The sequence below is a fragment of the Streptomyces sp. NPDC050703 genome, from assembly GCF_040654435.1.
GTDB lineage: Bacteria > Actinomycetota > Actinomycetes > Streptomycetales > Streptomycetaceae > Streptomyces.
On record NZ_JBFAHX010000016.1, the window covers coordinates 63,984 to 84,460 of the forward strand.

Below are 20,477 nucleotides of genomic sequence, written 5' to 3' on the forward strand. Positions count from 1 at the left end.
CTTCAAGCGACCGCCAGGCACCAGCACTGCTCGGCCTTGCGGCACGTCCGGAGGCCTGAGGCGCTCACCCCTCCCGGCTGCTCCACGTATAGACGAAGGACAGCATTCCGGTCGCCTCGCGGGCGCGGGCCAGCGCCTGCTGCGGCGAGTCGCCGACGGCGATGACGCAGCCGGAACGGTCGAAGTTCTGCGTGACCGTCGGTTGCGGGCTTCCCGGTTCCCGCAACAGCGTGACGGTGTCGACGTAAGGAAGTTCGCTGACCTCGTCGACTCCCCGCACCTGTACCAGGGTGTGTGTCGGCGGCCCGGTGGGAGCCGCGTACCAGACCGCGGCGCTGCGCACGGGGACGATCCGGTCGGGCAGCAGGGCGCCGACGTCCTCGCCGATGCTCTGCCGCGCGATCAGGTCGTACAGGTCCACCTCGGTGGCGAGACGGACGAGGTCCATGATGGCGTCCCCGGCGACCCGGTTGTGCATCTCGATGATCCGGGGTCCGCGCGAGGTGAGCATGACCTCGGTGTGCGAGGGGCAGTCGTGGAAGCCGAAGGCGTCCAGGACCCGGGTGACGTAGGCGGTCACGGCCTCGTGCTCCGCGGAGGTGAGTGGGGCCGGCACGACGTGGCCCCGCGAGACGAACGTCTCGGGGTCGGTGAACTTGCGGGTCACAGCGATGATGCGGTGGTCGCGGCCGATGGAGATCCCCTCAACGCTGTACTCCTCGCCGTCCAGGAACTCCTCCACCACCACACCGCGCTCCATGTGGTGGGGGCCGATCCGGCGCAGGGCGGCCTCGATGTCCTCGGCCGTGTCGATGTGCGACACGCCCACGCTGGCCTCGGTGTCCACCGGTTTGACGATGCACGGCAGGCCGATCTCCTCGACGGCCTCCAGCACGGCCTGCCGCCCGCGGGCGAAGGCGTACCGGCAGCTCGGGAGGTCGTGTTCGTCGAGGACGGCCCGCATCCTCGCCTTGTCGAGCACCTTCTCGAACAGGTCGAGATCGACGGTGGTGGGGATGTCCAGCCGTTCGCTGATGGCGCGCACGATGGGATACGTGTGTTCGTTGTACGCGGCGACGGCGGCGAAGGGGGTGCGGCGGTGCAGGGACTCGGCGACGTCGGCCCACAGGTCGGAGCCGGCACTGTCGTCGAGGATCACCACGTGGGTGTAGAGGCCCACCGCGTCCTCCCGCCGCGCTCTCCCCCGGGGGACGAAGAGCACCAGCTCGTGTCCCTGGGCGCGAAGGCGGTCATGGCACATCCTGTTGGTGCCGGACACGAGAATTCGCATGTTTCCTCACTTGTTCGGTGCGGGGGCCGAGCGTGGCCCGACGGCCACCCGCGGCACTCATGTGCCGCTGCGCGGCGCCGACTCGGCGGTGAGCGGTGCGCAGTCCACGCGGACCCGCTCCCGAGCCGCCTCGGCCTTCGCGACGGCGTCCTTCGTGCTGTCGCCGGCGCACAGTACGTATCCCTGGCGGTCGGCGGAGGACAAGAGAGGGCCTAGCTCCTGGCCGGGCCGCAGGGTGCACTCCACGCGGACGACGCCGGGGGCCCGCTCGGCGTCGGGGACGCCCTCGACGTGCCGGACGCGGACCTTTTCGTAGGAGAAGAAGCGGATGGCGGCGGCGCGGGCCTGCGGGATGCGCGGCGGGTCCGGCAGGTCCAGCAGCGCGCACATGGTCTCGGTGATCTGGTCCGACCCGCTGACCATCTGGCACATCTCCCAGATCTGGTCGCCGCCGACGCGGGTCTGGGCCTCGATGAGGCGCGGGCCGTGCGGGGTGAGGCGTACCTCGCTGTGGACCGGGCCCGTCCGCTGGCCGATGACGTCGAGGAACGACAGGGTCAGTTCCTCGACGGCCTCCCGCTCACCGGGGTCGAGGCAGGCGGGGCTCTGGTGGCCCAGCTCCACGAATCCCGGGAAGTCGGTCGTCAGCTTCTCGGTGATCATGACGACTTCGTGCGTGCCGTGCCGGGACATCGACTCGACGCTGTACTCGGGCCCGGTCAGGTACTCCTCCGCCAGTACCGGTTGCCGGCCCGACACCGACGTGGTCCAGGCCCAGCGCTCGGTGAGCTGCCGGGCGGACTCGACGACGTAGACGCCCTCGCTGAGGCCGCCCGCCGGGGGCTTCAGGACGATCGGGCCTGCGACGTCGGCCAGGAAGGCGACCGCGTCCCGCTCGGACCGGCACACCCGGTGCCGTACGGGGCTGAGGCCGTGTCGGTCGAGCAGCGCGCGGGTTCTCGTCTTGTCGCGGGTTACGAGGACGGCGGCCAGGTTCTCCCCCGGGATGTCCAGCTCGACGGCCGCCCTGGACGCGGGTTCCAGCCCGTACTCGGTGAAGGAGAGCACGGCGTCGAAGGGGTCCGCCGCGTGCCAGTCGCGTACCAGGGGGAGGAATTCGTCCGGGTCGCGGTAGTCGAGGACGGCGTACCGCCCGGTGTTCGCCGCCTGTTCCGCGCTTGCCCATTCGGGGACCTGAACCATCGAGTGGCGCAGCCCCAGCGCCGTCGCCTTGGCCAGTTCGTGGCCCTGGCCGCCGATGCCGCCGACCAACAGGATGTGTCGCTGCCTCATGGACGTTCTCTACCTCACTGACGCAGGCGGGACAGGTCGATGTCCATCCGGTTGGCCAGGGCACGGGCCCTGGCGATGACGACGTCGAACAACTCCGAGTGCGTGGTCCGCAGCTCGTCGGGGTTCAGTGCCAGGGCGAGCAGTTCCCCGACACGCTGGCGGATGTGGGCACGCAGGTTGCCGCTGTCCAGGGCCTTGCGGCCGAGCCCGATGGAGTCGTTGAGGAGTTCGATGCGGTGGAACCATCGCGAGGGGAGGTAGAGCACGTCGCCGGGCCGCAGGACGAAGCGCATGAGCCGGGTGCCCGGTGCGGCGCACAGTTCCTCCAGCCGGGGCTCGCCGTCGGTGCCCACCAGGAGCTCGGCGTCGGGGCCCATGATGTGCCAGCGCTTCTCGCCGACGATCTGCACATGCATCACGTCGACAGAGTACGAGTCCTGGTGCAGGCGTGTGATGCCGCCGCGCTGGCCGATCCAGAGCTGATGGTTGGTCGAGGCGGCCTCGCCGTAGAGGTCGCGCCGGAAGTCGTACTGTGCGATGTCCAGTTCGGGCATGTCCGGCGCGAGTTCCGGAGCGATGGTCTGGTAGTACCACTCCTGGAGGTAGAGCGGGGCACTGTCGCTGTCGGCGTTCTTGTCCAGGAGGCGGACGAACTCGCCGAAGGTGGTCCGCCGGGCGGACCTGCTGGTGTAGCTGTCCACCATGACCGGGACGTCGGCGCAGCGGACGGCCAGGTTCTCGAAGGTCCATTCGCGTACGGAGGGCCAGTGGGCGGCGTAGCCCTCCAGGACGACCGGGCGTTGCGGGGACCGGTACTCCCGGTCGAACTGCTCCCGGGTCAGGCCGCGGCGGCGCTCCAGTTCCGGGGCGGAGTTCAGCGCCTCGGCGAGCGGGCCGGAGCGGAAGGCCGCCTCCACCGTGTTGAGGGCGTCGATGTCCTGCCGTTTCAGGAGGTTCGGCTCGTTCTGCATGGCGATGCCTCTCTCGGATCGCGGGTTCGCGTCAGGTGGCGAGCAGGCGCAGCAACCTGTGCACGGCCTGCCGGCGCAAGGACTCCTGGCCGGGCAGCCAGTCGTGGACGAAGTGGCCACAGCCTTCGAGCCAGACGATCTCGACGGACCGGGCGCGGCGGGCGTGCGCGCGATACCCCTCGATGACCTCGGGCGGGCACACCTCGTCCTGTCGGGCGCCGAAGATCAGCAGATCGCCTTCGAACTGGCCCAGAGCGGCGTACGCGGGTGAGTCGGGGTGGTAGGCGGGGCGCACCAGGCTGCCGTCGAAGGGCAGGTCGGCCGCATGTGCGGGGTACGTGGCGGGGCAGAACAGGGCCAGGGCGCGCGGGCGCAGTTCCGGCATGGTCCAGGCGGCGAGGTGGGCGCCCATGCTCGTGCCGATGATCACGGGCGGTCTGGTCCGGTCGAGCCGGCCGGCTGCGGCGAGGGTCTCGGCGCGGCGCCTGCGGAGGGTGGACCGGGTGAGTTCCCCGGTGCTTTCGCCGTTTCCGGAGAACTCGAAGGTGAGCGAGGAGTGTCCGTGTTCCGCCAGCGCGTCGAGCAGATAGCGCGTCCGGTGCCGGGTCGTGGTGGGGCCCAGGCCGTGCAGGGCCAGGATGTCCGGTTCGGTCTCCTCGCCGCCCGTGATCGTGGTCGCCGCCAGACGCTCACCGGCGGCTTCGAAGACGAAATCGCGGTGCACCGTGTGGTCCTCCCGGTGGATGTGGTGCCGCGGGATGGGGTTCACGTGCCTGCGCCCGCCTCCTGGAACCGGTCTTTGCGTACGGCGGGCCACTCGTCGCGCAGGATGCTGTAGTAGACGACGTCGCGGCGGCGGCCGCCCGGCATGTAGTTGAAGCTGCGCAGGACTCCCTCCTCGACGGCTCCGATGCCCGCCAGTCCGGTGCGTGCGCCCTCGTTGAGTACGTCTGTCTTGAACTCGACGCGCTCACAGCCGAGTTCGCCGAAGGCGTGATCGAGGAGGGCCAGCTTGGTCGCCCGGTTGACGCCCGTCCTGCGGGCCCCCGCGTACAGCCAGGACCAGCCGATCTCCAGCCGTCGGTCGAGCGGGGCCAGATTGCCGTAGGCCGTGCTGCCGACGATTCGGCCGGTGGCGTTGTCGATGACGGCGAATACGATGCGCGTACCGGTCAGGGTGTCCCGGATGGCGCTCTCCATGAAGAGGTGCAAATCGTCCGGTGTCTCGATGCGCTGCACGAAGTAGCGCCAGATCTCCGGCTCGTACACGATGCGTGCGAACGCCTCGGTGTCGGTGACGCGAACACGCCGCAGGGTTACCCGGTCGTTGGCCAGTTCGACTCCGGCCAGCTTGTCCCAGCTCACTTTTCCCGTTCCTCCGCTTGTTCCTCGGGCGGCTGGGTGGCCGCGGATGTCACCAGTACGGGCGCCTCGTCGATGGTGCCGTCGTTGCAGAGGGGGTGCTCGGCATAGGCGCGGTCCAGGTCCGCGGCGTAGCGCGCGCCGATCCGGGACCGCACCAGTTTGTCCTGGGCGTTCAGCAGACCGTTCCGGATGGAGAACGGCTCGTTCGCGACGACGGCCGCCCAGACGCGCTGGTCGAAGCGCAGGTCCCGGTTGAGTTTGGTCAGGTCGCGGGCGAGCGCTTCCCCGTCGAGTCCCGGGGCGGCGGGAGAGACGACCACCGCGAGGTAGGGCCTGCCGTCGCCGAAGACGGCGCAGTCGTGGACCCCGGGGAGTTCGCGGATACGTTCCTCGACGGCGGGCACCAAGATGTTCAGCGCTGTGCTCAGGGAGACGATGTCGTCGACCCGGCCGTCGATGTACAGGAAGCCGTCTTCGTCGACGTGGCCCACGTCGTAGGTCTTGACCTCGCCGGTGGGCAGGAACGTCCGCTCGCTCGCGCCGGGCGGGCCCGAGGTGTAGCGGGTGTTGAGGGGGTCGGTGCTGCCGACGATGAGGACGCCGTCCTTGTCGAAGCGGATTCGCTTGTGCGGCAGGACCCGGCCCACGCTGCCGATCCGGAAGGCTCCCGGGTGGTTCTTGGAGACGATGCAGGTCTCGGTGAGGCCGTAGCCCTCGTAGAGAGGAACACCGGCGTCGTTGAAGAAGTGCAGCATCTTGCGCCCCGCCGGGGCGGACCCGGTCCACAGGTAGCGGATGCGGCCTCCGAGCGCACGCTGGATCGCCGCGCCCCGGTCCGTCGGGGCGAGGGACTCTCCTTCGGCCTCCAGTCGGGTCATGACCTGCTCGTAGAAGCCCGGCACCCCCATGATCACGGTCGGGGAGACCTCGCGTGCGGTCTGCGCGGCGGTCCCCCGGTCGGCGAGGGTGACGTCATGGCCGTAAGTGAGGGCCGAGTAGATCCAGAAGCGCTGTTGCAGGAAGTACAGCGGCAGGAAGACCAGCAGGTTGTCGCCGTCCCGGTGCTCGAACATCTCCTGGACGGCCGCCATCGAGCGGTTGGTGCTGGCGACCGTGGCCTCGATGCTCTTGGGCGGCCCGGTGCTCCCGGAGGTCTGCTTGATCGCGCATATGTCGGCCAGGTCGTAGCCGGGGTGGGGCGGCAGCTCGCTGGGGCCTGCGGGATCGAAGGCCCAGGTGTGGATCTGCCCGATGTCCCGCACCACCGCATCGGCTCCGGCCCCGGCACCGGCCTCGCGCGAGTGCCGCGGGTCGCTGGTGAACAGCAGGCGCAGACCGAGTTCCGCGGCCATGGCGGCCGGCTGGTGGCGGCCCGGCTCGATCGCGGCGGTCACGGCGCCGAGCTTGAGGGCAGCGAGGTCGAGCAGCACCCATTCGATTCGGTTGGACGCCATGACGCCGAGCCGGTCGCGAGGGCGCAGGCCGAGCGCGCTGAGCCGAGCGGCCACTCGCACGGCGCCCGCGTCGAGTTCGGCCAGGCTCAGTGAGCGGACACCGTCGGCGTCGCGGTAGTGGATGCGGTGCCGGGTGTCCCGGCACACGGTCCGCGCGATGCGGTCGATGACGTCGGTGACCGGGGCGGGAGGGCGCTGCGGCGGGTCGCTGGTCTGCTCGGTCATACGGGGCGTTTCCTCCTGGTCGGAAGCTCGTGGCGGCTGAAGGGCGGGCGTGGCCGCGTCGGCGGGTGCGGCGTCGTTGTCGGTGCCGTCACCGTGCGCGGGGTGGTGATCAGCCGGGGACGGGCAGTGCGTCGGCGGCCAGGGCGTGGGCGCTCAGCCGCTGCCAGCCCTTCGACATGTACCAGTCGCGGTCGAAGCCGCCCACCGCCCGCACGGGCAGGGTGGCGTCCTGCACGCCGTCGGCGAGCGTCCGCCACAGCTCGTCCACGAGGGAGCAGTGGCGTACGGCTTCACGCAGCTCCCGCAGGGTGTAGGCCGGGCCCTCCATGCGCACCAGCCGGATGTCGTAGCAGCCGCGGAAGCCGTGCCCGAAGACGGTGAACGGCGGATGCCACACCTGGGCCCCGGGGGCACGGATGGAGAATCGCACCTGCGAGGCGATGTGACCGCCGTGGTGGTGTTCGGCGTGCTCGGCGATGTCGGGCACCTGCGGCGGAAAGAAGTAGTGCCGCTTGTCTGGAATGTCCTCGCGGTCGAATTCGCCGGGGGCGAAGTGCCAGCGGTTGTACATCATGCGCTGGGCGGCCCGCCACAGGGTGGAGCCGGGTTCCTCGCCGGTCGCGGCCATGCGGGTGGTGTGGGGCAGACAGCAGCAGAAGAAGTCGCCCTTCTTGAGCGTCAGGACGCCCTCGGGGCCGCCGGGGCGGGCGCCGCGCAACCGCGTGAGATCACGGACCGAGCTGCTCATGCCGTAGTCCGACTCGGTGGCGTGGACGGCGGAGAGCACGATGGCGGCGAGGAGTTCCCCGACGGCACCGTGCTTGGCCCGGTCACCGTCGCCCGCGCCCGCCTCGGCGTCGAGCAGGACGGCCGCGGTGGCCAGGGAGCGCAGGTCCGGCCGCACCCGCCCGGTGGGCTTGACGCCGAGGTGCACACGGCCGTGGTGGGCGATCAGGTCGGGCAGGACGTCGGGGTCGCGAGGAAGCGGGAAATCGGCCAGGTACTCGTTCTTGGCGAAGGTCAGGCCGTTGATCCGGCGGTAGCGCATGAGGGGCGAACACCGGTCGACCTGGTTCTGCAGGGCACGGACCTCTTCCGCCAGTTGAGGCAGCGGCATTCCGCCCGGGTTGTGCGGGAGGCGTCCGACCGCGGCGCAGTAGTTGGCGTGCCGCTCCAGCAGGAAGTGGCGCAGCCCGGTGGCCGAGAGCTGTACCCCGTTGAATTCCTCGAAGCGGACCGATCTGCCGCTGCTGAACAGGCAGTGCGCGAGGACCACGAACAGCCGGTCGGCCGCGGCCCAGGTTTCGAGGGGGCGTTGCCGCAGATCCGCGAGGCGGCCGTCGCGGGTCAGGGTGTTGCTGCCGGCGTCGGACTTCGAGAAGACCTCGCGTCCCACGAACACGTAGACCGTCTCCACCCGTTCCACCCAGTCGGCGAGCTGGACCAGTCGGCGGTCGAGCTCGCCGGTGCTCTCCCAGCCGCGGAGAACGGCGTCGACCTCGTGGAATTCGGCGGCCTCCCGCGCCTGCCACGACCTTTCCTCCTCGTCGACCATGTCGAGGATCTCGGGCGGTACGCGCATCCTGGCGAGCGGCTCCGTACGGGGTTCCGGCAGCTCATCGGGTTTCCAGAAGGACAGGCCGCAGAGCGCGGAGCGGGTGATCGGGATCAGGCCGGCGCCGAGGGCCGGGTCCGTGACGATCTCGACGTCGGTCCGGCCGAGGACATGCTGGACCAGGAGCGACTCCCAGGGCGTCAGTCTCCGGCAGGCGAGCCGAAATGGGATGCGGCCATGGTTCGTGAGCTCTCCGAGCAGCCAGTTCGACGCTTCCTGCACACGCAAGACGGCGTCCTCCTATCCTGACGCAAGCATGAAGATCTCTGCCCGTTCCGGGTGAAGCCGTTGGCGGTGTCACAGAACTCGCTTCGCGGTGCGGCGGGGATAGCTTGTTCATGGTGGCGACGACTCACTTGCGGCGTATACGCATTTTTCGGCCGTCGGTGTGCCCGCGCGGGGCTGAGGCGTCTCAGCCGCCGTGAGTGGCATCGGTGGGGCCGGGCGATATCGAGACAGTCGGCCCTCGGTCGCCGGGGCCCCGAGCGGGCGCGGCACGGCCCGTTGGCGTACCTCGTCGACGCACCTCGCCGACGCACCTCGCCGACGTATATCTCCCGATGTCAGCGCGTGGTCCGGCCCGCCGCTTCGCGGGTGATGTCGGCGTAGCGGCGGAAGAGGGTCGGGCGGGTCTCGCCCTCGTCGCGCGCGTACAGGGCCGCCCAGCATCGGGCGACGAGCTCCCGGGCCCGCGTGCCGGGCCAGGGCCGTGGCAGGAGTTCGGGCGGCAGCAGCGGGTCGGGGTCCATGGCACGGGAGAGTTCGGCGGCCAGCTCGACAGCGATGGTGAGGAGGGCGGACGAGGAGAGTTCGTCAGGGCCGGTCAAGCGGGTGAGGCGGGGCCGGGCGACGCGGCTCAGGCGGTGGTAGCGGTCGGCGATCTCCTGTAGGGGCCACAGACCTGCGGCCAGTTCCGCGGGTTCCCGTACGTCGCCTCTGCGCAGGTCCGTCGTCGTGAGGAGGGTGAGCGCGCCGTGGGCGCCGAGGCGGTGGGCCGCTTCTTCGACGTACGGTTCCCATGCGTTGGCGCAGACGTACAAGCCGCCCTGGAGCGGCGCGCCGCCGAGGTGCACGAGCGTCTCACGCAGCGTGTCCCGCGCCGTGCGCGCCGATTCGGGCACCGCGAAGGCGACCAGGTGCCAGATGCCGTCCCAAGGCGCGCTCCCGGCGTCCTGCTGGAACGCGTGCCGCAGGAAGTCCGCGTTGGGAGCGAGGGCACGGGTGGTCTCCGCGGTGGCGTGCAGCCGCGCCTTGCGGCCGCGGCCCTCGTGGGTGAACCGGCCCTCGCCCACCAGGCGTTTGAGGCACAGACGTACCTGCTGGTCGCTCATGCCCAGGGCGTTGGCGACGGTGTACAGCTCGTCCGCGTCGACCGTGCCGTCCTCGCGGATCAGCGCGTGGACGAGCATGCGGGTGGGGACTTCTACGTGGTCATTTCCGGTGTTCACGGCTCTCTCACCTTCTCCGTCGCGACTGGGCGGTGCATCGTGGTCACCGCCTCGTCGCGACTGGGCGGTGCATCGTGGTCACCGCCCCGAATCCGAGCAGCCGGCGCAGGTAGGGTGTGCGCTCGGTCCGTACGGCCGTGAATCCGCGCCGTTCGTACAGGGCCCTGGCACGCGGGTTGGTGTCGATCACGTCCAGTCTGATCTGCCGGCAGCCCCGTTCCGCCGCGACGGCGGCCACTTCCTCGATGAGCAGACCTCCGACGCCCCGGCCGCGCAGGGCCGGGTCCACGGCGATGCCGTCCATGACGAGCTGCCCGGGGGCCGGCCGGCGTTCGAACAGGGCGAGGAGCAGGAGTCTGTGCAGCCCCCGCAGATGTCCGTATGCGCGCAGCACGGCGTGAACCGATCCCCCGGTGAACGCCCGCCCGTCGTGCTGGTACCCGGCGAGCCCGACGAGCCGCCCGTCGAGCAGCGCGCAGATCGCGCGGTCGGGGTTCACGTGGGCGGCGATGAAGGGCACCGCCTTGTCCGGCGGATCGAGTGCGGGGCCGAGCTTTCGGCCGAAGGCCTCCCAGTACAGCTCGGCCGCCCGTCGCTCGGCTCCTGCCGGAAGGCCGCGCCGCACTGTCACCGGCCCGGCTCCCTCATCCGTCGTGTCCACGTTCGGTTGCGGTTCCACGCCACACCCCCTGTCTCGCTGCGCCGCGTTCGTGTGGTCATGGTTCGCGCGGCCGAGACATCAAACTATCAGAAACATACGATCGTTCCACGTACGATCGTTTCACTCACGATAGTTTTGATGTCTACTCGAACTCGAACTCGAACTCGAACAGAGGCAGCCCTCATGTGCCCGAAAACTCAGCCCCGGCCCCGTCGGCGCGGGGTCCGCGCAGCCGTGTGGTCACTCGTCGCCGTCCTCGTCGTGGCCGCCGGCCTCGTCGGCGTGGCGCTGTGGCAGAACTCGTACGACATGGATGAACAGCGGGTCTCGATCCGCCACGGCGGCCATGTCCTCAACGGTGTTCTGACCACCCCACGGGACGGCCGCGAGCAGCACGGCCTGGTCGTGTACGTCCACGGCGACGGCCCCATCGACGCCACTCACGACGGCGGTTACCAGCCCATGTGGGAGGCGAACGCCAAGGCGGGGTACGCCTCTCTGTCCTGGGACAAGCCGGGTGTCGCGGGCGCGGCCGGCGACTGGCTCGACCAGTCGATGGACGACCGGGCGGACGAGACGGCCGCCGCGATCGCCTGGGCCCGTGCCCGTCCGGACATCGACGGCGACCGGATCGGGCTCTGGGGTGCCAGCCAGGCGGGCTGGGTCCTGCCGAAGGTCGCCACCAAGACGCCGGTGAGCTTCGTCATCGCCGTCTCGCCGGCGGTCAACTGGCTCCAGCAGGGCCGCTACAACCTCCTCGCCGAACTGCGCGCCGACGGCGCGTCAGCAGAGCGCGTCGAGAAGGAGACCGACAAGAGCGACACGACCCGCCGGCTGCTCCGACGTCACGCCACCTTCCAGGAGTACGTCAGGGCGATGGGCGGCGATGCGGACGGCATGACCGCAGATCGCTGGGGTTTCATCTCCAAGAACTACACCGCGGACGCCACGCACGATCTCCGCGCCCTGCGCGGCATACCGGTGCTGTTGACCCTCGCGGACCATGACCTCAACGTGGACACCGCCGACACGGAGCGTGTCTACCGCAAGGTGCTGGACGCGGGTGGCGCGCTGACGGTCGAGCGCTACCCGGATGCGGCTCACTCCCTGGTCAAGCGGTCCCTTGAGCAGTCAGACCTGAAGCTCACCTTGACCGCGCTCTTCTCCCCCCGCTCACTGTTCGCGGACGGGTTCCTGGCCGACCAGCGCCGGTTCCTCGGGACGGCCACGGGCAGCGGATCACGCGGAGAAGCGGACCCGGGGCGGGACGCGCGAGGCATCGCCGGGTGATCGTGACGCGGCCCGCGACGTCGGGGCTCGCGCCCAGGAGGGCTTCGAGTACCGCGAATTCCTGGGCGGATAGGGCGTGTTGGCGGCCGTCGCGGCTGGCGGTGCGGCGCACCGGGTCGAGTTCGATGCCCGCCGCGCTCGGGGTGCGGGACCGGGCGGCCGGGCGCCGGCGGGCCAGGGGGCGGATGCGCAGGACGAGTTCGGGAAAGTGGAAGGGCTCGGCGAGGTAGTTCGTCGGCGCCCAGGTGGGCTCGGTCCCTCTGCCTCGCCCTCGTCGCGCTGCTCGGCCTCGGCGTGGCGACGGCGGTACGGGAGGCGGCGACCGCCAGCGGGATCGCGCTCGGGCTGCTCTGCCTCTTCCCGGTCGCCACCCAGGCGGTCACCGATCCGGAGTGGCAGCGCCACCTCCAGCGGATCTCGCCCATGTCCGCCGGACTCGCGGTCCAAGCCACCGTCCGTCCGCACGAGCCGCCCATCGGCTATGGGCCGGCCTGGGCGTGCTCGCCGCGTAGGCCGCGGCCGCGCTCCGGCCGGCGGCCTCCGGCTGCACAGGCGCGACGCGTAGCCGAATCGAGCCGACAGCGAGCACGGTGGCGGCGCATATGGGGGCATAGGGGCGCCCCAGGACCACAGGAATACCCCCCGGGGTACCCCTGTTAGGGTAGATACCGAATACCCCCGGGGGTAAACCGTTTCCTGGAGAGGAGCCGCAGTCGTGTACTTCGTCGACACCCTTGAGTTCGAGGGTCTGGGCAACCGCAGCTACCTGGCCGGCGGGGCCGCCGCCGCGGTGGTGATCGATCCGCCGCGCGACATCGACCAGGTGATCGCCGCCGCTGCCAGGCGCGGAGTGCGCATCGCGTACGTGGCGGAGACCCACGTGCACAACGACTACGTCACCGGTGGCCTGGAGCTGGCGCGCGTCACCGGCGCCTCCTACCTGGTGCCGTCCGCGGCGCACGTGTCCTTCGCCCGCACCCCGGTCGCCGACGGCGACACCGTGGACGTGGACACGGATCTGGTCCTGCGCGCGATCGCCACGCCCGGGCACACCCCGCACCACACCTCGTACGTCCTGGAGCAGGAGGGGCGCGGCGTGGCGGCGTTCACCGGCGGATCGCTGCTGATCGGCACGGTGGGCCGACCCGACCTGGTGGAGCCTCGGCTGACCGAGCGGCTGGCCCGGGCCCAGCACGCCTCCGCCCACCGCCTGGCCGCCGAGCTGGACGACGAGGTGCCGGTGCTGCCCACCCACGGGTTCGGCAGCTTCTGCTCCTCCGCCCAGGCCGAGGGGGACGCGACCACGATCGGCAGGGAACGCGCCGGCAACGACGCGTTCACCCTGGACGTGGACACCTTCGTCCAGCGGATACTCGCCGGGCTGGAGGACGTGCCCGCCTATTACGCGCACATGGGCCCGGCCAACGCCGCAGGACCCGCCCCCGTCGACCTCACCCCGCCGAAGCGTGCGGACGCAGATGAGATCGCCTCCCGGCTGGCCGCCGGTGAGTGGGTGGTGGACCTGCGGAGCCGTATGGCCTTCGCCGAGGGGCATGTGGCCGGGTCGTTCAACTTCGAGGGCGAGGGCAAGCTCGCCACCTACCTGGCCTGGCTGGTCCCGTGGGGCAAGCCCGTCACCCTGCTCGCCGACACCCCCGCGCGGATCGCCGACGCGCAGCGGGAGCTGGCGCGGGTGGGCATCGACCGCCCGGCCGCCGCCGCCACCGGCGACCCGGCCGGTTGGGTCCATGAGGGTGAGCAGCTCGCTTCGTTCCCGCGTGCCCGTTTCGCCGACCTCGCCCAGGTGCGCGAGCGCGGCGACGAGGTGGTCGTCCTGGATGTGCGCCGGGACTCGGAGCGCGTACGCGGCTACATCGACGGCTCGGTCCACATCCCCCTCCACGAGCTGCACGGCCGCATCGGCGAGGTGCCGGACGGGACGGTGTGGGTGCACTGCGCGGGCGGGATGCGCGCGGCGATCGCCGCCTCCCTGCTCGATGCCGCCGGCCGCGATGTGGTCGCCGTCGACGACGGCTTCGACGCCGCGACGGACGCCGGCCTGCCTCTGGCGTCCGCCTGAGTCCGGCCGTTCCCCGCAAGGAAAGAAGCATGTGATGTTCCCCTTTCGCCGATCCGGGCCCCGCGTCACGGTCGACGAGGCGCGCAGCCGTACCAGCGGCGACCGGCCCGACGCCGTCCTGCTGGACGTCCGCGAGAAGCCCGAGTGGAGTTCGGGTCACGCCCCGGGCGCCGTACACGTACCGCTGACCGAGCTGGTCGCCGGTGCCGCCCTGCCCGCCGAGGCGCAGGGCCGTCCGCTGGTGGTGATCTGCCGCAGCGGTCGCCGCTCCCGGCAGGCGGCGACGCTCCTGGCCGAGCGCGGCGTGCAGGCGGTGGACGTCGAGGGCGGCATGAGCGCGTGGGCCGCCGCCGGGTACACGGTCGTCGAAGAACGCGGGAACAGCGGCGAGACAGCGTGACCGTACTCGTTCTCGCCCTCGTCGCCGGGGCCGTCGTCGGACTCGCCCTCGGAGCCCTCGGCGGCGGTGGCAGCGTCCTCGCCGTACCGGCACTGATCTACCTGCTCGGCTTCACACCGGCCGCCGCCACCACCGCGGGCCTGATCATTGTCATCGCCACCTCCGCCACCGCCCTGTACGCCCATGCCCGCGACGGGAACGTGGCCTGGAAGACAGGGGCGCTGTTCGCCGCGGCGGGCATTGTCCCCGCCTTCCTCGCCGGTGCTGTCGCCGGGCACCTGCCCGAAGCGGTGCTGACGGCGGCGTTCGCGGTCATCGCCGCGCTGGCGGCCGTGCGCATGCTGCGTACAGCCGTCTCCGAGCCGTCGGGCCGAGCCCGCCCCGGCAAGGCGGCCGGTGCGGGTGCCGGACTCGGCGCCGTGACGGGCTTCCTGGGGGTCGGCGGGGGATTTCTCGCCGTGCCCGCCCTGGTGAGCGTCCTGGGGCTGGCCATGCGCAGGGCGGTGGGCACCAGTCTGCTCGTCATCACCGTGAACTCATTCGCCGCGCTCGCCGCTCGCACCGGCACCACGGGCGGGCTGCACTGGGCCGTCATCGGCCCCTTCACCGGAGCCGCGATCCTCGGCGCCTGGGACGGCAAACGCCTCGCGACGAAGATCTCCGGCACCACACTTCAGAAGGTCTTCGCCGGTGTCCTGCTGGCGGTGGCGGCTTTCATGCTCGTCGACGCGCTCAGCGACGCGCTGGGCGGTGTGCTCAGCGACGCGCTCCTCGACGTGCTCATTGTCTGAACACGAGGGCCGCCAACGGCTCAGACCAGGGATGAGGTGAGCACTTCAGCCGATCGCGCATCACGCGCACCTTGGGACCGCTTTCGGTCGGCTCCCGTCAGATCAAGCCCCGCACGCTCCGACCCGCAAGGACGACATCCGCCATGACCACCCCCACGGCCCTCGCCACCGCCGAGGCGCGCACGCGCCTGCACGAACTGACCATCATCGACGTGCGTACGCCGGGCGAATACGCCGGCGGCCATCTCCCCGGCGCGCTCAACATCCCCCTCGACCAGATCCGGCGCGCGCTGCCCGACATCCGTCACGCCGCCGGCCGCGGCGGCGTCCTGGTCGTCTGCGCCTCGGGCGCCCGCTCCGCGAACGCCTGCGAGATCCTCGCGCGGAACGGCGTCACCGCCGCCACCCTGTCAGGAGGCACCGGCGCCTGGGCGGCCGACGGCCACGAGCTCCACCGCCCCCAGGGTGCCTCCCGTGCCACCTGGGGCATGGAGCGTCAGGTGCGGCTCACCGCGGGACTGATCGTGCTGCTCGGCCTGCTGCTGGGGCTCGTCGTCCACCCCGCCTTCCAGCTCCTCTCCGCGGGCATCGCGGGCGGTCTGGTCTTCTCCGCCCTCACCAACACCTGCGGAATGGCCGCCATGCTCGCCAGGCTCCCCCACAACCGACCCCGCGCCGCAGACCTCGACAGCACGCTGGCCGCACTGCGCAACCGCTGAACCACATCGCTGAGGGGAGGGGCGCTGCCGCCGGCCCCTCCCCTTTCGTAGGCCGGGCCATGGGCCAACCGCTCCGGCCCGGGCGGGTGATCCGGCGTCGCGGCCCCACGGCTCAGGCCAGGGAAAGGAACAGCTTCTCCAGCCGGTTACGCATCTGCTCCCGGTCGCCGGAAGCCGCCATGTCCTCATCGGTCAGGCAGTGCTGCAGCCCCGTGGCGATGATCGCGAAACCGGCCTTGTCCAGAGCCCTGGACGCCGCGGCGAGCTGGGTGACGACGTCCTCGCAGTCCCGTCCCTCCTCGATCATCTTGATCACACCGGCGATCTGACCCTGCGCCCGGCGCAGCCGGTTGACCACCGTCTTCAGTTCCTCAGCCGCCATTGCCAATTCCACGACCCACACTCCTTCGAGATACCCCCTTGGGTATCCTACCGAAGGGGTAACCCCAACCGGGCGAAGGAAAGTCCCGCCTGAGCGCGGAGACGAGGACGTTCGGAGCGGCCATCACCCCCGGGGCTCGCGTGCGATGCGTGACCAGGCGTAGCCGCCCGCCAGGAACAGCAGGGCCACAGCCGTGGAGGCCGCGCCTGCCGTCGTCATACGGGCGGAGACGCTGCCGTTCCGGGACGCCAGAAGGGTGGCGGCCGTCGCTGTGGCGGTCGCTGTTCCGGTGAGGAGCCAGGCCAGCACGGTGTGGTGGGCGTGGCGCGCGGCAGGGGCCGGGGCGGAAACAGGGGCAGGGACAAGGACAGGGACGGCGACCGGGGCCGGGGCCGGAGCGGGGGCACGCGACAGCGTCGCCCATCGGCGCAGGTCATCGCTCTCCTCACGTCGGCGCACTCTTCGGGCACGTACGGCCAGGACCGCGGTGACGAGCGCGCCCGTCGCGACGGTGACACCGGGCACCGGCCAGGTCGAGGTGAGCAGCAGGAGGGGGATGAGCAGGGCCGCCGTGCCCCATCCGGCCAGAGCGGCCCAGGAGGAGGCGCGGCGCGAGTCGGGACGGTCGGCTCCGGCACGCAGGTCGAGCGTGGCGGGGACGTACCAGACGCAGCCAGAGGCGAAGAGGACCGCCGCGCCCAGGGCCAGGACTGTGTGGGACATCTGTGTCTCCTCGGTCTGACTGCCGCGCCTCAGCGCCGGGCCGCTTCGAGCTCCGCCACCTCGGGATGGTGCAGGTCGAACGCCGGGGACTCGGAGCGGATGCGGGGCAGGGTGGTGAAGTTGTGCCGCGGGGGCGGGCAGGAGGTGGCCCATTCCAGGGAGCGGCCGTAGCCCCAGGGGTCGTCGACGTGGACCCGTTCGCCGTACTTGGCGGTCTTCCAGACGTTGTAGAAGAACGGCAGGAGGGAGAGCCCGAGGAGGAACGAACCGATGGTGGAGAGGGTGTTGAGGGTGGTGAAGCCGTCGGCGGCGAGGTAGTCGGCGTACCGGCGCGGCATGCCCTCGGCGCCGAGCCAGTGCTGGACGAGGAAGGTGAGGTGGAAGCCGACGGTGAGCGTCCAGAAGGTGATCTTGCCGAGGCGCTCGTCGAGCAGCTTTCCGGTGAACTTCGGCCACCAGAAGTGGAATCCGGCGAACATCGCGTACACGACCGTACCGAACAGCGTGTAGTGGAAGTGCGCCACGACGAAGTACGAGTCGGAGACATGGAAGTCGAGCGGCGGGGCCGCCAGGATGACCCCCGTCAGGCCGCCGAAGACGAAGGTGAGCAGGAAGCCGGTCGCCCACAGCATCGGTGTCTCGAAACTGAGCGAGCCCCTCCACATCGTGCCGATCCAGTTGAAGAACTTCACACCCGTCGGTACGGCGATGAGGAACGTCATGAACGCGAAGAACGGCAGCAACACGCCACCGGTGACGTACATGTGGTGTGCCCACACGGTCACCGACAGGCCGGCGATGGCGATGGTGGCGCCGACCAGGCCCATGTAGCCGAACATCGGCTTGCGGGAGAAGACCGGGATGACCTCGGAGATGATCCCGAAGAACGGCAGGGCGAGGACGTAGACCTCGGGATGACCGAAGAACCAGAACAGGTGCTGCCACAGCAGCGCGCCGCCGTTCGCCGGGTCGAAGATGTGCGAGCCGAACTTGCGGTCGCATTCGAGGGCGAGGAGGGCGGCGGCGAGGACCGGGAAGACCATCAGGATGAGGACGGCGGTGAGCAGCACGTTCCAGGTGAAGATCGGCATCCGGAACATGGTCATACCCGGCGCGCGCATACACACGATGGTGGTGATGAAGTTGACCGCTCCGAGGATGGAGCCGAAGCCGGACAGTGCCACACCCATGATCCACATGTCGGCGCCCACACCTGGTGAGTGGGTCGCGTCGGACAGCGGCACATAGAGGAACCACCCGAAGTCGGCGGCGCCGCCCGGGGTGAGGAATCCACCGGCGGCGATGAGCGAGCCGAACAGGAACAGCCAGTAGGCCAGCATGTTCAGGCGCGGGAAGGCGACATCCGGTGTCCCGATCTGCAGCGGCATGATCCAGTTGGCGAAACCGGTGAAGAGCGGCATCGCGAACAGCAGCAGCATCACCGAGCCGTGCATGGTGAACGCCTGGTTGAACTGTTCGTTGGACAGGATCTGCGTGCCGGGGCGGGCCAGTTCGGCGCGCATCAGCAAGGCCATGACGCCGCCGATGATGAAGAAGGCGAACGCGGAGACCAGGTACATCGTCCCAATCTGCTTGTGGTCGGTGGTCGTCAGCCAGGACACCCACGACGGCCGTCGAACCTGTCCCGGCTCCCCCTCCCCTGTGCCGCGGGGAGCGTGCGCCGCCGCCCGTCCCTGAGTACCCACCACATCCACGGTCTGCGTCCTTCGTTCGGCTTCGATGTGCTCTGCGGGATGTGGCCGCGTATGTATGTCGATGTATCGATGTACATGGGTATTGCTGTACGAGGGTCCCGATGTACCGGGTGTACGGAGGTATCGATGTACGGATGCGACGACGCGGCCCACCAGCAGTCGTCCACATGATCTTCCGCACGGCGTTGACGCAGGCAGGGTCGACCGGGCCCTGACAGCAGGGCCGATGGGCCTTGGCTAGACGCTCGCGCCGATGGGGGCGCTGGACGGGGGTGTCGGCCAGGCCGCCATCGCGGTGTCCGCGATGTGCTGAAGCGTCGCGTGGTCGGCCCCGTCGCAGGCTTGCTGGTGCATACCCTGCACGACCGCCGCGTAGAAGGCGGCAAGCCGGTCGGCATCCGTGTCGGCGGGGAGCCTCTCCGCCGCGATGTCGCCGCGGATGCGGGAGGCGATCGCGGCCTTGGTGTCCTCGCGCATGGCGCGCAGCTTGGCCTTGACGTCCTGGGAGTCGGGGCCGCAGTTGGTCGCCGCGCTGATGATGAGGCAGCCGGGCGGATGGCTGGGGTCGGTGTAGTCGGCCGCGAGGTGTCGCAGCAGGCCGGCGACGGCAGAGCGGGCATCCGGACCGTGCGGCGGGGCGGCGCCGTAGGTGCGCGTGTAGAGGTCGACGGCCTCGTCGAACAGCTGCCGCTTGTCGCCGAAGGCGGCGTACAGGCTCGGCGGCCTGATCCCCATGGCCGCGGTGAGTGCGGCGATGGACGTCGTGTCGTACCCGTTCGTCCAGAACTCCCGCAAGGCCGCGGCCAGGGCCTGGTCGCGGTCGAAGGCTCGCCGGGTGGGCCTGGCCCCCTTGGCGGCGGCCTTGAGTGAGGCGACGGCCTCGGCCGAGGTGACCTCGGGCCGGGTGGAGGCATCGGCCGGGGTGGCGGCCGTGGGTGGCGTTTTCGCGCGGCTCATGACCACAGCGTACCGCTCAGCTGTAGCGATCGATAAAGCAACTCTGGTACGTTCGTCACCTCGCCCAGCTTTAGCGATCGATAAAGATGCTGGGCGCGGCAGTCAGCGCTCCACTTCTGGAAGGAACCTTGTGATGACCACGTCGACCCCGGCCGCCTTCGCTCGTATCGTCCGAGGCAAGGGGCCCGGCCTCCTGCTCGCCCACGGCGCCGGCGGCGGCATCGAAGCCAACTACGGACCGATCATGGACGGGCTCGCCGCGCGGCACACCGTGGTCGGTGTCGACTACCCCGGCTCCGGCGCCACGCCGGCGGCACAGGGGCAACTCGACGCCGATGACGTTGTGGACCAGCTCATCGCGGCTGCCGACGCCGAAGGGCTCGACACCTTCGCCGTCAGCGGGTACTCACTCGGTGGCCCGCTCGCGATCCGCCTCGCCGCGCGCCACCCGGAGCGCGTCAGCGCACTCGTACTGAGTGCGACGTTCGCGTACGCCGATACCCGCACCGAGCTGGCCGCCTCCATCTGGCAGCAGCTCTACGAGGCGGGCCAGCACACCGCGCTCGCCGCCTATCTGAACCTGATGACGTTCGGCGAACCGGCCCTCAACGCACTGACCCCCGATCAGGTCCGCACCGCCACCGAGCAGCTCGCCCACACCCTGCCGGCCGGAACTCCGGGTCAGGTGGACCTGGTGCGCAGGATCGACGTCCGCAGCGACCTTCCGCTCATCACGGCACCGACCCTCGCCATCGTCACCACCGCGGACCCGCTCGTCTCCCCGGCCCTGCAGCGTGAACTGGCCGTCGCCATCCCCGGCGCCGAGACCGCCGAAATCGCCACGGGGCACCTGCCGTTCGTCGAGCAGCCGCAGCACTGGCTGAAGCTCATCAGCGAATTCCTCGACCGGACCGCCACGAGCTGACCGATTCCAAGGCGCTTTGCGTCAGAGCTTGCGTAGCCGCGCTCGGGTGGGCCCCACCAGCGGCGTGAGGCCCTGCTCGCAGTGCTGTCCAGACTGACGGGTCGGGCCGCGGTGCTGCCCCCCAGGCCACGTCCCCCACCCCTAGGGCATGTCCCCCACCCGTTTCCGGGTG

Annotated in this window: 19 protein-coding genes; 6 read left to right on the forward strand and 13 right to left on the reverse strand. The window is 70.5% G+C overall.

Annotated elements, in window-relative coordinates:
• Positions 1-64: 64 nt before the first annotated feature.
• The 9 genes from AB0I16_RS17310 to AB0I16_RS17350 form a co-directional block, all read right to left on the reverse strand.
• Complete coding sequence (locus tag AB0I16_RS17310; RefSeq protein WP_363250219.1) at positions 65-1,291, reverse strand: ATP-grasp domain-containing protein; 1,227 nt, start codon at positions 1,289-1,291, stop codon at positions 65-67.
• Positions 1,292-1,348: 57 nt separating this feature from the next.
• Positions 1,349-2,584 carry an ATP-grasp domain-containing protein gene (locus tag AB0I16_RS17315; RefSeq protein ID WP_363250220.1) on the reverse strand — a complete coding sequence of 412 codons (1,236 nt, stop codon included), beginning with the start codon at positions 2,582-2,584 and terminating at the stop codon, positions 1,349-1,351.
• Between the two features lie 14 nt (positions 2,585-2,598).
• Positions 2,599-3,555 (reverse strand): cupin-like domain-containing protein, encoded by a 957-nt coding sequence (locus tag AB0I16_RS17320; protein WP_363250221.1) that lies wholly within the window; start codon positions 3,553-3,555, stop codon positions 2,599-2,601.
• 31 nt (positions 3,556-3,586) lie between these two features.
• The gene (locus AB0I16_RS17325) at positions 3,587-4,324 is read right to left on the reverse strand and encodes an alpha/beta hydrolase (protein ID WP_363250222.1); all 738 of its coding nucleotides are present in this window, start codon (positions 4,322-4,324) and stop codon (positions 3,587-3,589) included.
• Entirely contained in the window at positions 4,321-4,920 is a 600-nt protein-coding gene (locus tag AB0I16_RS17330; RefSeq protein WP_363250223.1) for a GNAT family protein, read from the reverse strand. The genes AB0I16_RS17325 and AB0I16_RS17330 overlap by 4 nt, the downstream gene beginning before the upstream one ends.
• On the reverse strand, positions 4,917-6,599 hold the full coding sequence (locus AB0I16_RS17335; protein ID WP_363250224.1) for an AMP-binding protein: 1,683 nt from the start codon (positions 6,597-6,599) through the stop codon (positions 4,917-4,919). The genes AB0I16_RS17330 and AB0I16_RS17335 overlap by 4 nt, the downstream gene beginning before the upstream one ends.
• A gap of 109 nt (positions 6,600-6,708) precedes the next feature.
• Positions 6,709-8,442, reverse strand: a complete 1,734-nt coding sequence (locus tag AB0I16_RS17340; protein WP_363250225.1) for a hypothetical protein — start codon at positions 8,440-8,442, stop codon at positions 6,709-6,711.
• A 335-nt stretch (positions 8,443-8,777) separates the two neighbouring features.
• The gene (locus tag AB0I16_RS17345; protein WP_363250300.1) at positions 8,778-9,623 is read right to left on the reverse strand and encodes a PaaX family transcriptional regulator C-terminal domain-containing protein; all 846 of its coding nucleotides are present in this window, start codon (positions 9,621-9,623) and stop codon (positions 8,778-8,780) included.
• A gap of 82 nt (positions 9,624-9,705) precedes the next feature.
• A complete protein-coding gene (locus AB0I16_RS17350) occupies positions 9,706-10,293 on the reverse strand; it encodes a GNAT family N-acetyltransferase (protein ID WP_363250226.1) in 588 nt (195 codons plus the stop codon).
• 264 nt (positions 10,294-10,557) lie between these two features.
• Between AB0I16_RS17350 and AB0I16_RS17355 the strand changes: the two genes are divergently transcribed.
• From AB0I16_RS17355 to AB0I16_RS17375, 5 genes are all read left to right on the forward strand, one after another.
• Positions 10,558-11,613 (forward strand): alpha/beta hydrolase, encoded by a 1,056-nt coding sequence (locus tag AB0I16_RS17355; RefSeq protein WP_363250227.1) that lies wholly within the window; start codon positions 10,558-10,560, stop codon positions 11,611-11,613.
• A 715-nt stretch (positions 11,614-12,328) separates the two neighbouring features.
• Complete coding sequence (locus AB0I16_RS17360) at positions 12,329-13,693, forward strand: MBL fold metallo-hydrolase (protein WP_363250228.1); 1,365 nt, start codon at positions 12,329-12,331, stop codon at positions 13,691-13,693.
• A gap of 34 nt (positions 13,694-13,727) precedes the next feature.
• On the forward strand, positions 13,728-14,093 hold the full coding sequence (locus AB0I16_RS17365) for a rhodanese-like domain-containing protein (protein ID WP_363250229.1): 366 nt from the start codon (positions 13,728-13,730) through the stop codon (positions 14,091-14,093).
• Positions 14,090-14,884 (forward strand): sulfite exporter TauE/SafE family protein, encoded by a 795-nt coding sequence (locus AB0I16_RS17370; protein ID WP_363250230.1) that lies wholly within the window; start codon positions 14,090-14,092, stop codon positions 14,882-14,884. Before AB0I16_RS17365 ends, AB0I16_RS17370 begins: the two co-directional genes overlap by 4 nt.
• A 143-nt stretch (positions 14,885-15,027) precedes the next feature.
• On the forward strand, positions 15,028-15,603 hold the full coding sequence (locus AB0I16_RS17375; RefSeq protein WP_363250231.1) for a rhodanese-like domain-containing protein: 576 nt from the start codon (positions 15,028-15,030) through the stop codon (positions 15,601-15,603).
• A gap of 112 nt (positions 15,604-15,715) precedes the next feature.
• Here AB0I16_RS17375 and AB0I16_RS17380 read toward each other — a convergent pair whose 3' ends face one another.
• The 4 genes from AB0I16_RS17380 to AB0I16_RS17395 all read right to left on the reverse strand — a co-directional run bounded on the left by AB0I16_RS17380 (position 15,716) and on the right by AB0I16_RS17395 (position 19,380).
• Entirely contained in the window at positions 15,716-15,997 is a 282-nt protein-coding gene (locus AB0I16_RS17380) for a metal-sensitive transcriptional regulator (RefSeq protein WP_363250232.1), read from the reverse strand.
• 111 nt (positions 15,998-16,108) lie between these two features.
• Positions 16,109-16,708, reverse strand: a complete 600-nt coding sequence (locus AB0I16_RS17385) for a hypothetical protein (RefSeq protein WP_363250233.1) — start codon at positions 16,706-16,708, stop codon at positions 16,109-16,111.
• Between the two features lie 29 nt (positions 16,709-16,737).
• On the reverse strand, positions 16,738-18,330 hold the full coding sequence (gene ctaD, locus AB0I16_RS17390; RefSeq protein WP_363250234.1) for a cytochrome c oxidase subunit I: 1,593 nt from the start codon (positions 18,328-18,330) through the stop codon (positions 16,738-16,740).
• Positions 18,331-18,660: 330 nt separating this feature from the next.
• A complete protein-coding gene (locus tag AB0I16_RS17395) occupies positions 18,661-19,380 on the reverse strand; it encodes a TetR/AcrR family transcriptional regulator (RefSeq protein WP_363250235.1) in 720 nt (239 codons plus the stop codon).
• A gap of 133 nt (positions 19,381-19,513) precedes the next feature.
• On the opposite strand from AB0I16_RS17395, the gene AB0I16_RS17400 reads away from it, so the two are divergent.
• Positions 19,514-20,305, forward strand: coding sequence for an alpha/beta fold hydrolase (locus AB0I16_RS17400; RefSeq protein WP_363250236.1), 792 nt, complete (start codon positions 19,514-19,516; stop codon positions 20,303-20,305).
• The last annotated feature ends 172 nt before the right edge of the window (positions 20,306-20,477 follow it).

What these genes read in the sequence shown, in the direction of transcription:
- AB0I16_RS17365 (WP_363250229.1), top strand. Translation starts at nt 13,728, where the DNA reads ATGTTCCCCTTTCGCCGATCCGGGCCCCGCGTCACGGTCGACGAGGCG.
- AB0I16_RS17345 (WP_363250300.1), bottom strand. Translation starts at nt 9,623, where the DNA reads ATGCTCGTCCACGCGCTGATCCGCGAGGACGGCACGGTCGACGCGGAC.
- AB0I16_RS17320 (WP_363250221.1), bottom strand. Translation starts at nt 3,555, where the DNA reads ATGCAGAACGAGCCGAACCTCCTGAAACGGCAGGACATCGACGCCCTC.
- AB0I16_RS17385 (WP_363250233.1), bottom strand. Translation starts at nt 16,708, where the DNA reads ATGTCCCACACAGTCCTGGCCCTGGGCGCGGCGGTCCTCTTCGCCTCT.
- AB0I16_RS17395 (WP_363250235.1), bottom strand. Translation starts at nt 19,380, where the DNA reads ATGAGCCGCGCGAAAACGCCACCCACGGCCGCCACCCCGGCCGATGCC.
- AB0I16_RS17375 (WP_363250231.1), top strand. Translation starts at nt 15,028, where the DNA reads ATGACCACCCCCACGGCCCTCGCCACCGCCGAGGCGCGCACGCGCCTG.
- AB0I16_RS17315 (WP_363250220.1), bottom strand. Translation starts at nt 2,584, where the DNA reads ATGAGGCAGCGACACATCCTGTTGGTCGGCGGCATCGGCGGCCAGGGC.
- AB0I16_RS17400 (WP_363250236.1), top strand. Translation starts at nt 19,514, where the DNA reads ATGACCACGTCGACCCCGGCCGCCTTCGCTCGTATCGTCCGAGGCAAG.
- AB0I16_RS17310 (WP_363250219.1), bottom strand. Translation starts at nt 1,291, where the DNA reads ATGCGAATTCTCGTGTCCGGCACCAACAGGATGTGCCATGACCGCCTT.
- AB0I16_RS17335 (WP_363250224.1), bottom strand. Translation starts at nt 6,599, where the DNA reads ATGACCGAGCAGACCAGCGACCCGCCGCAGCGCCCTCCCGCCCCGGTC.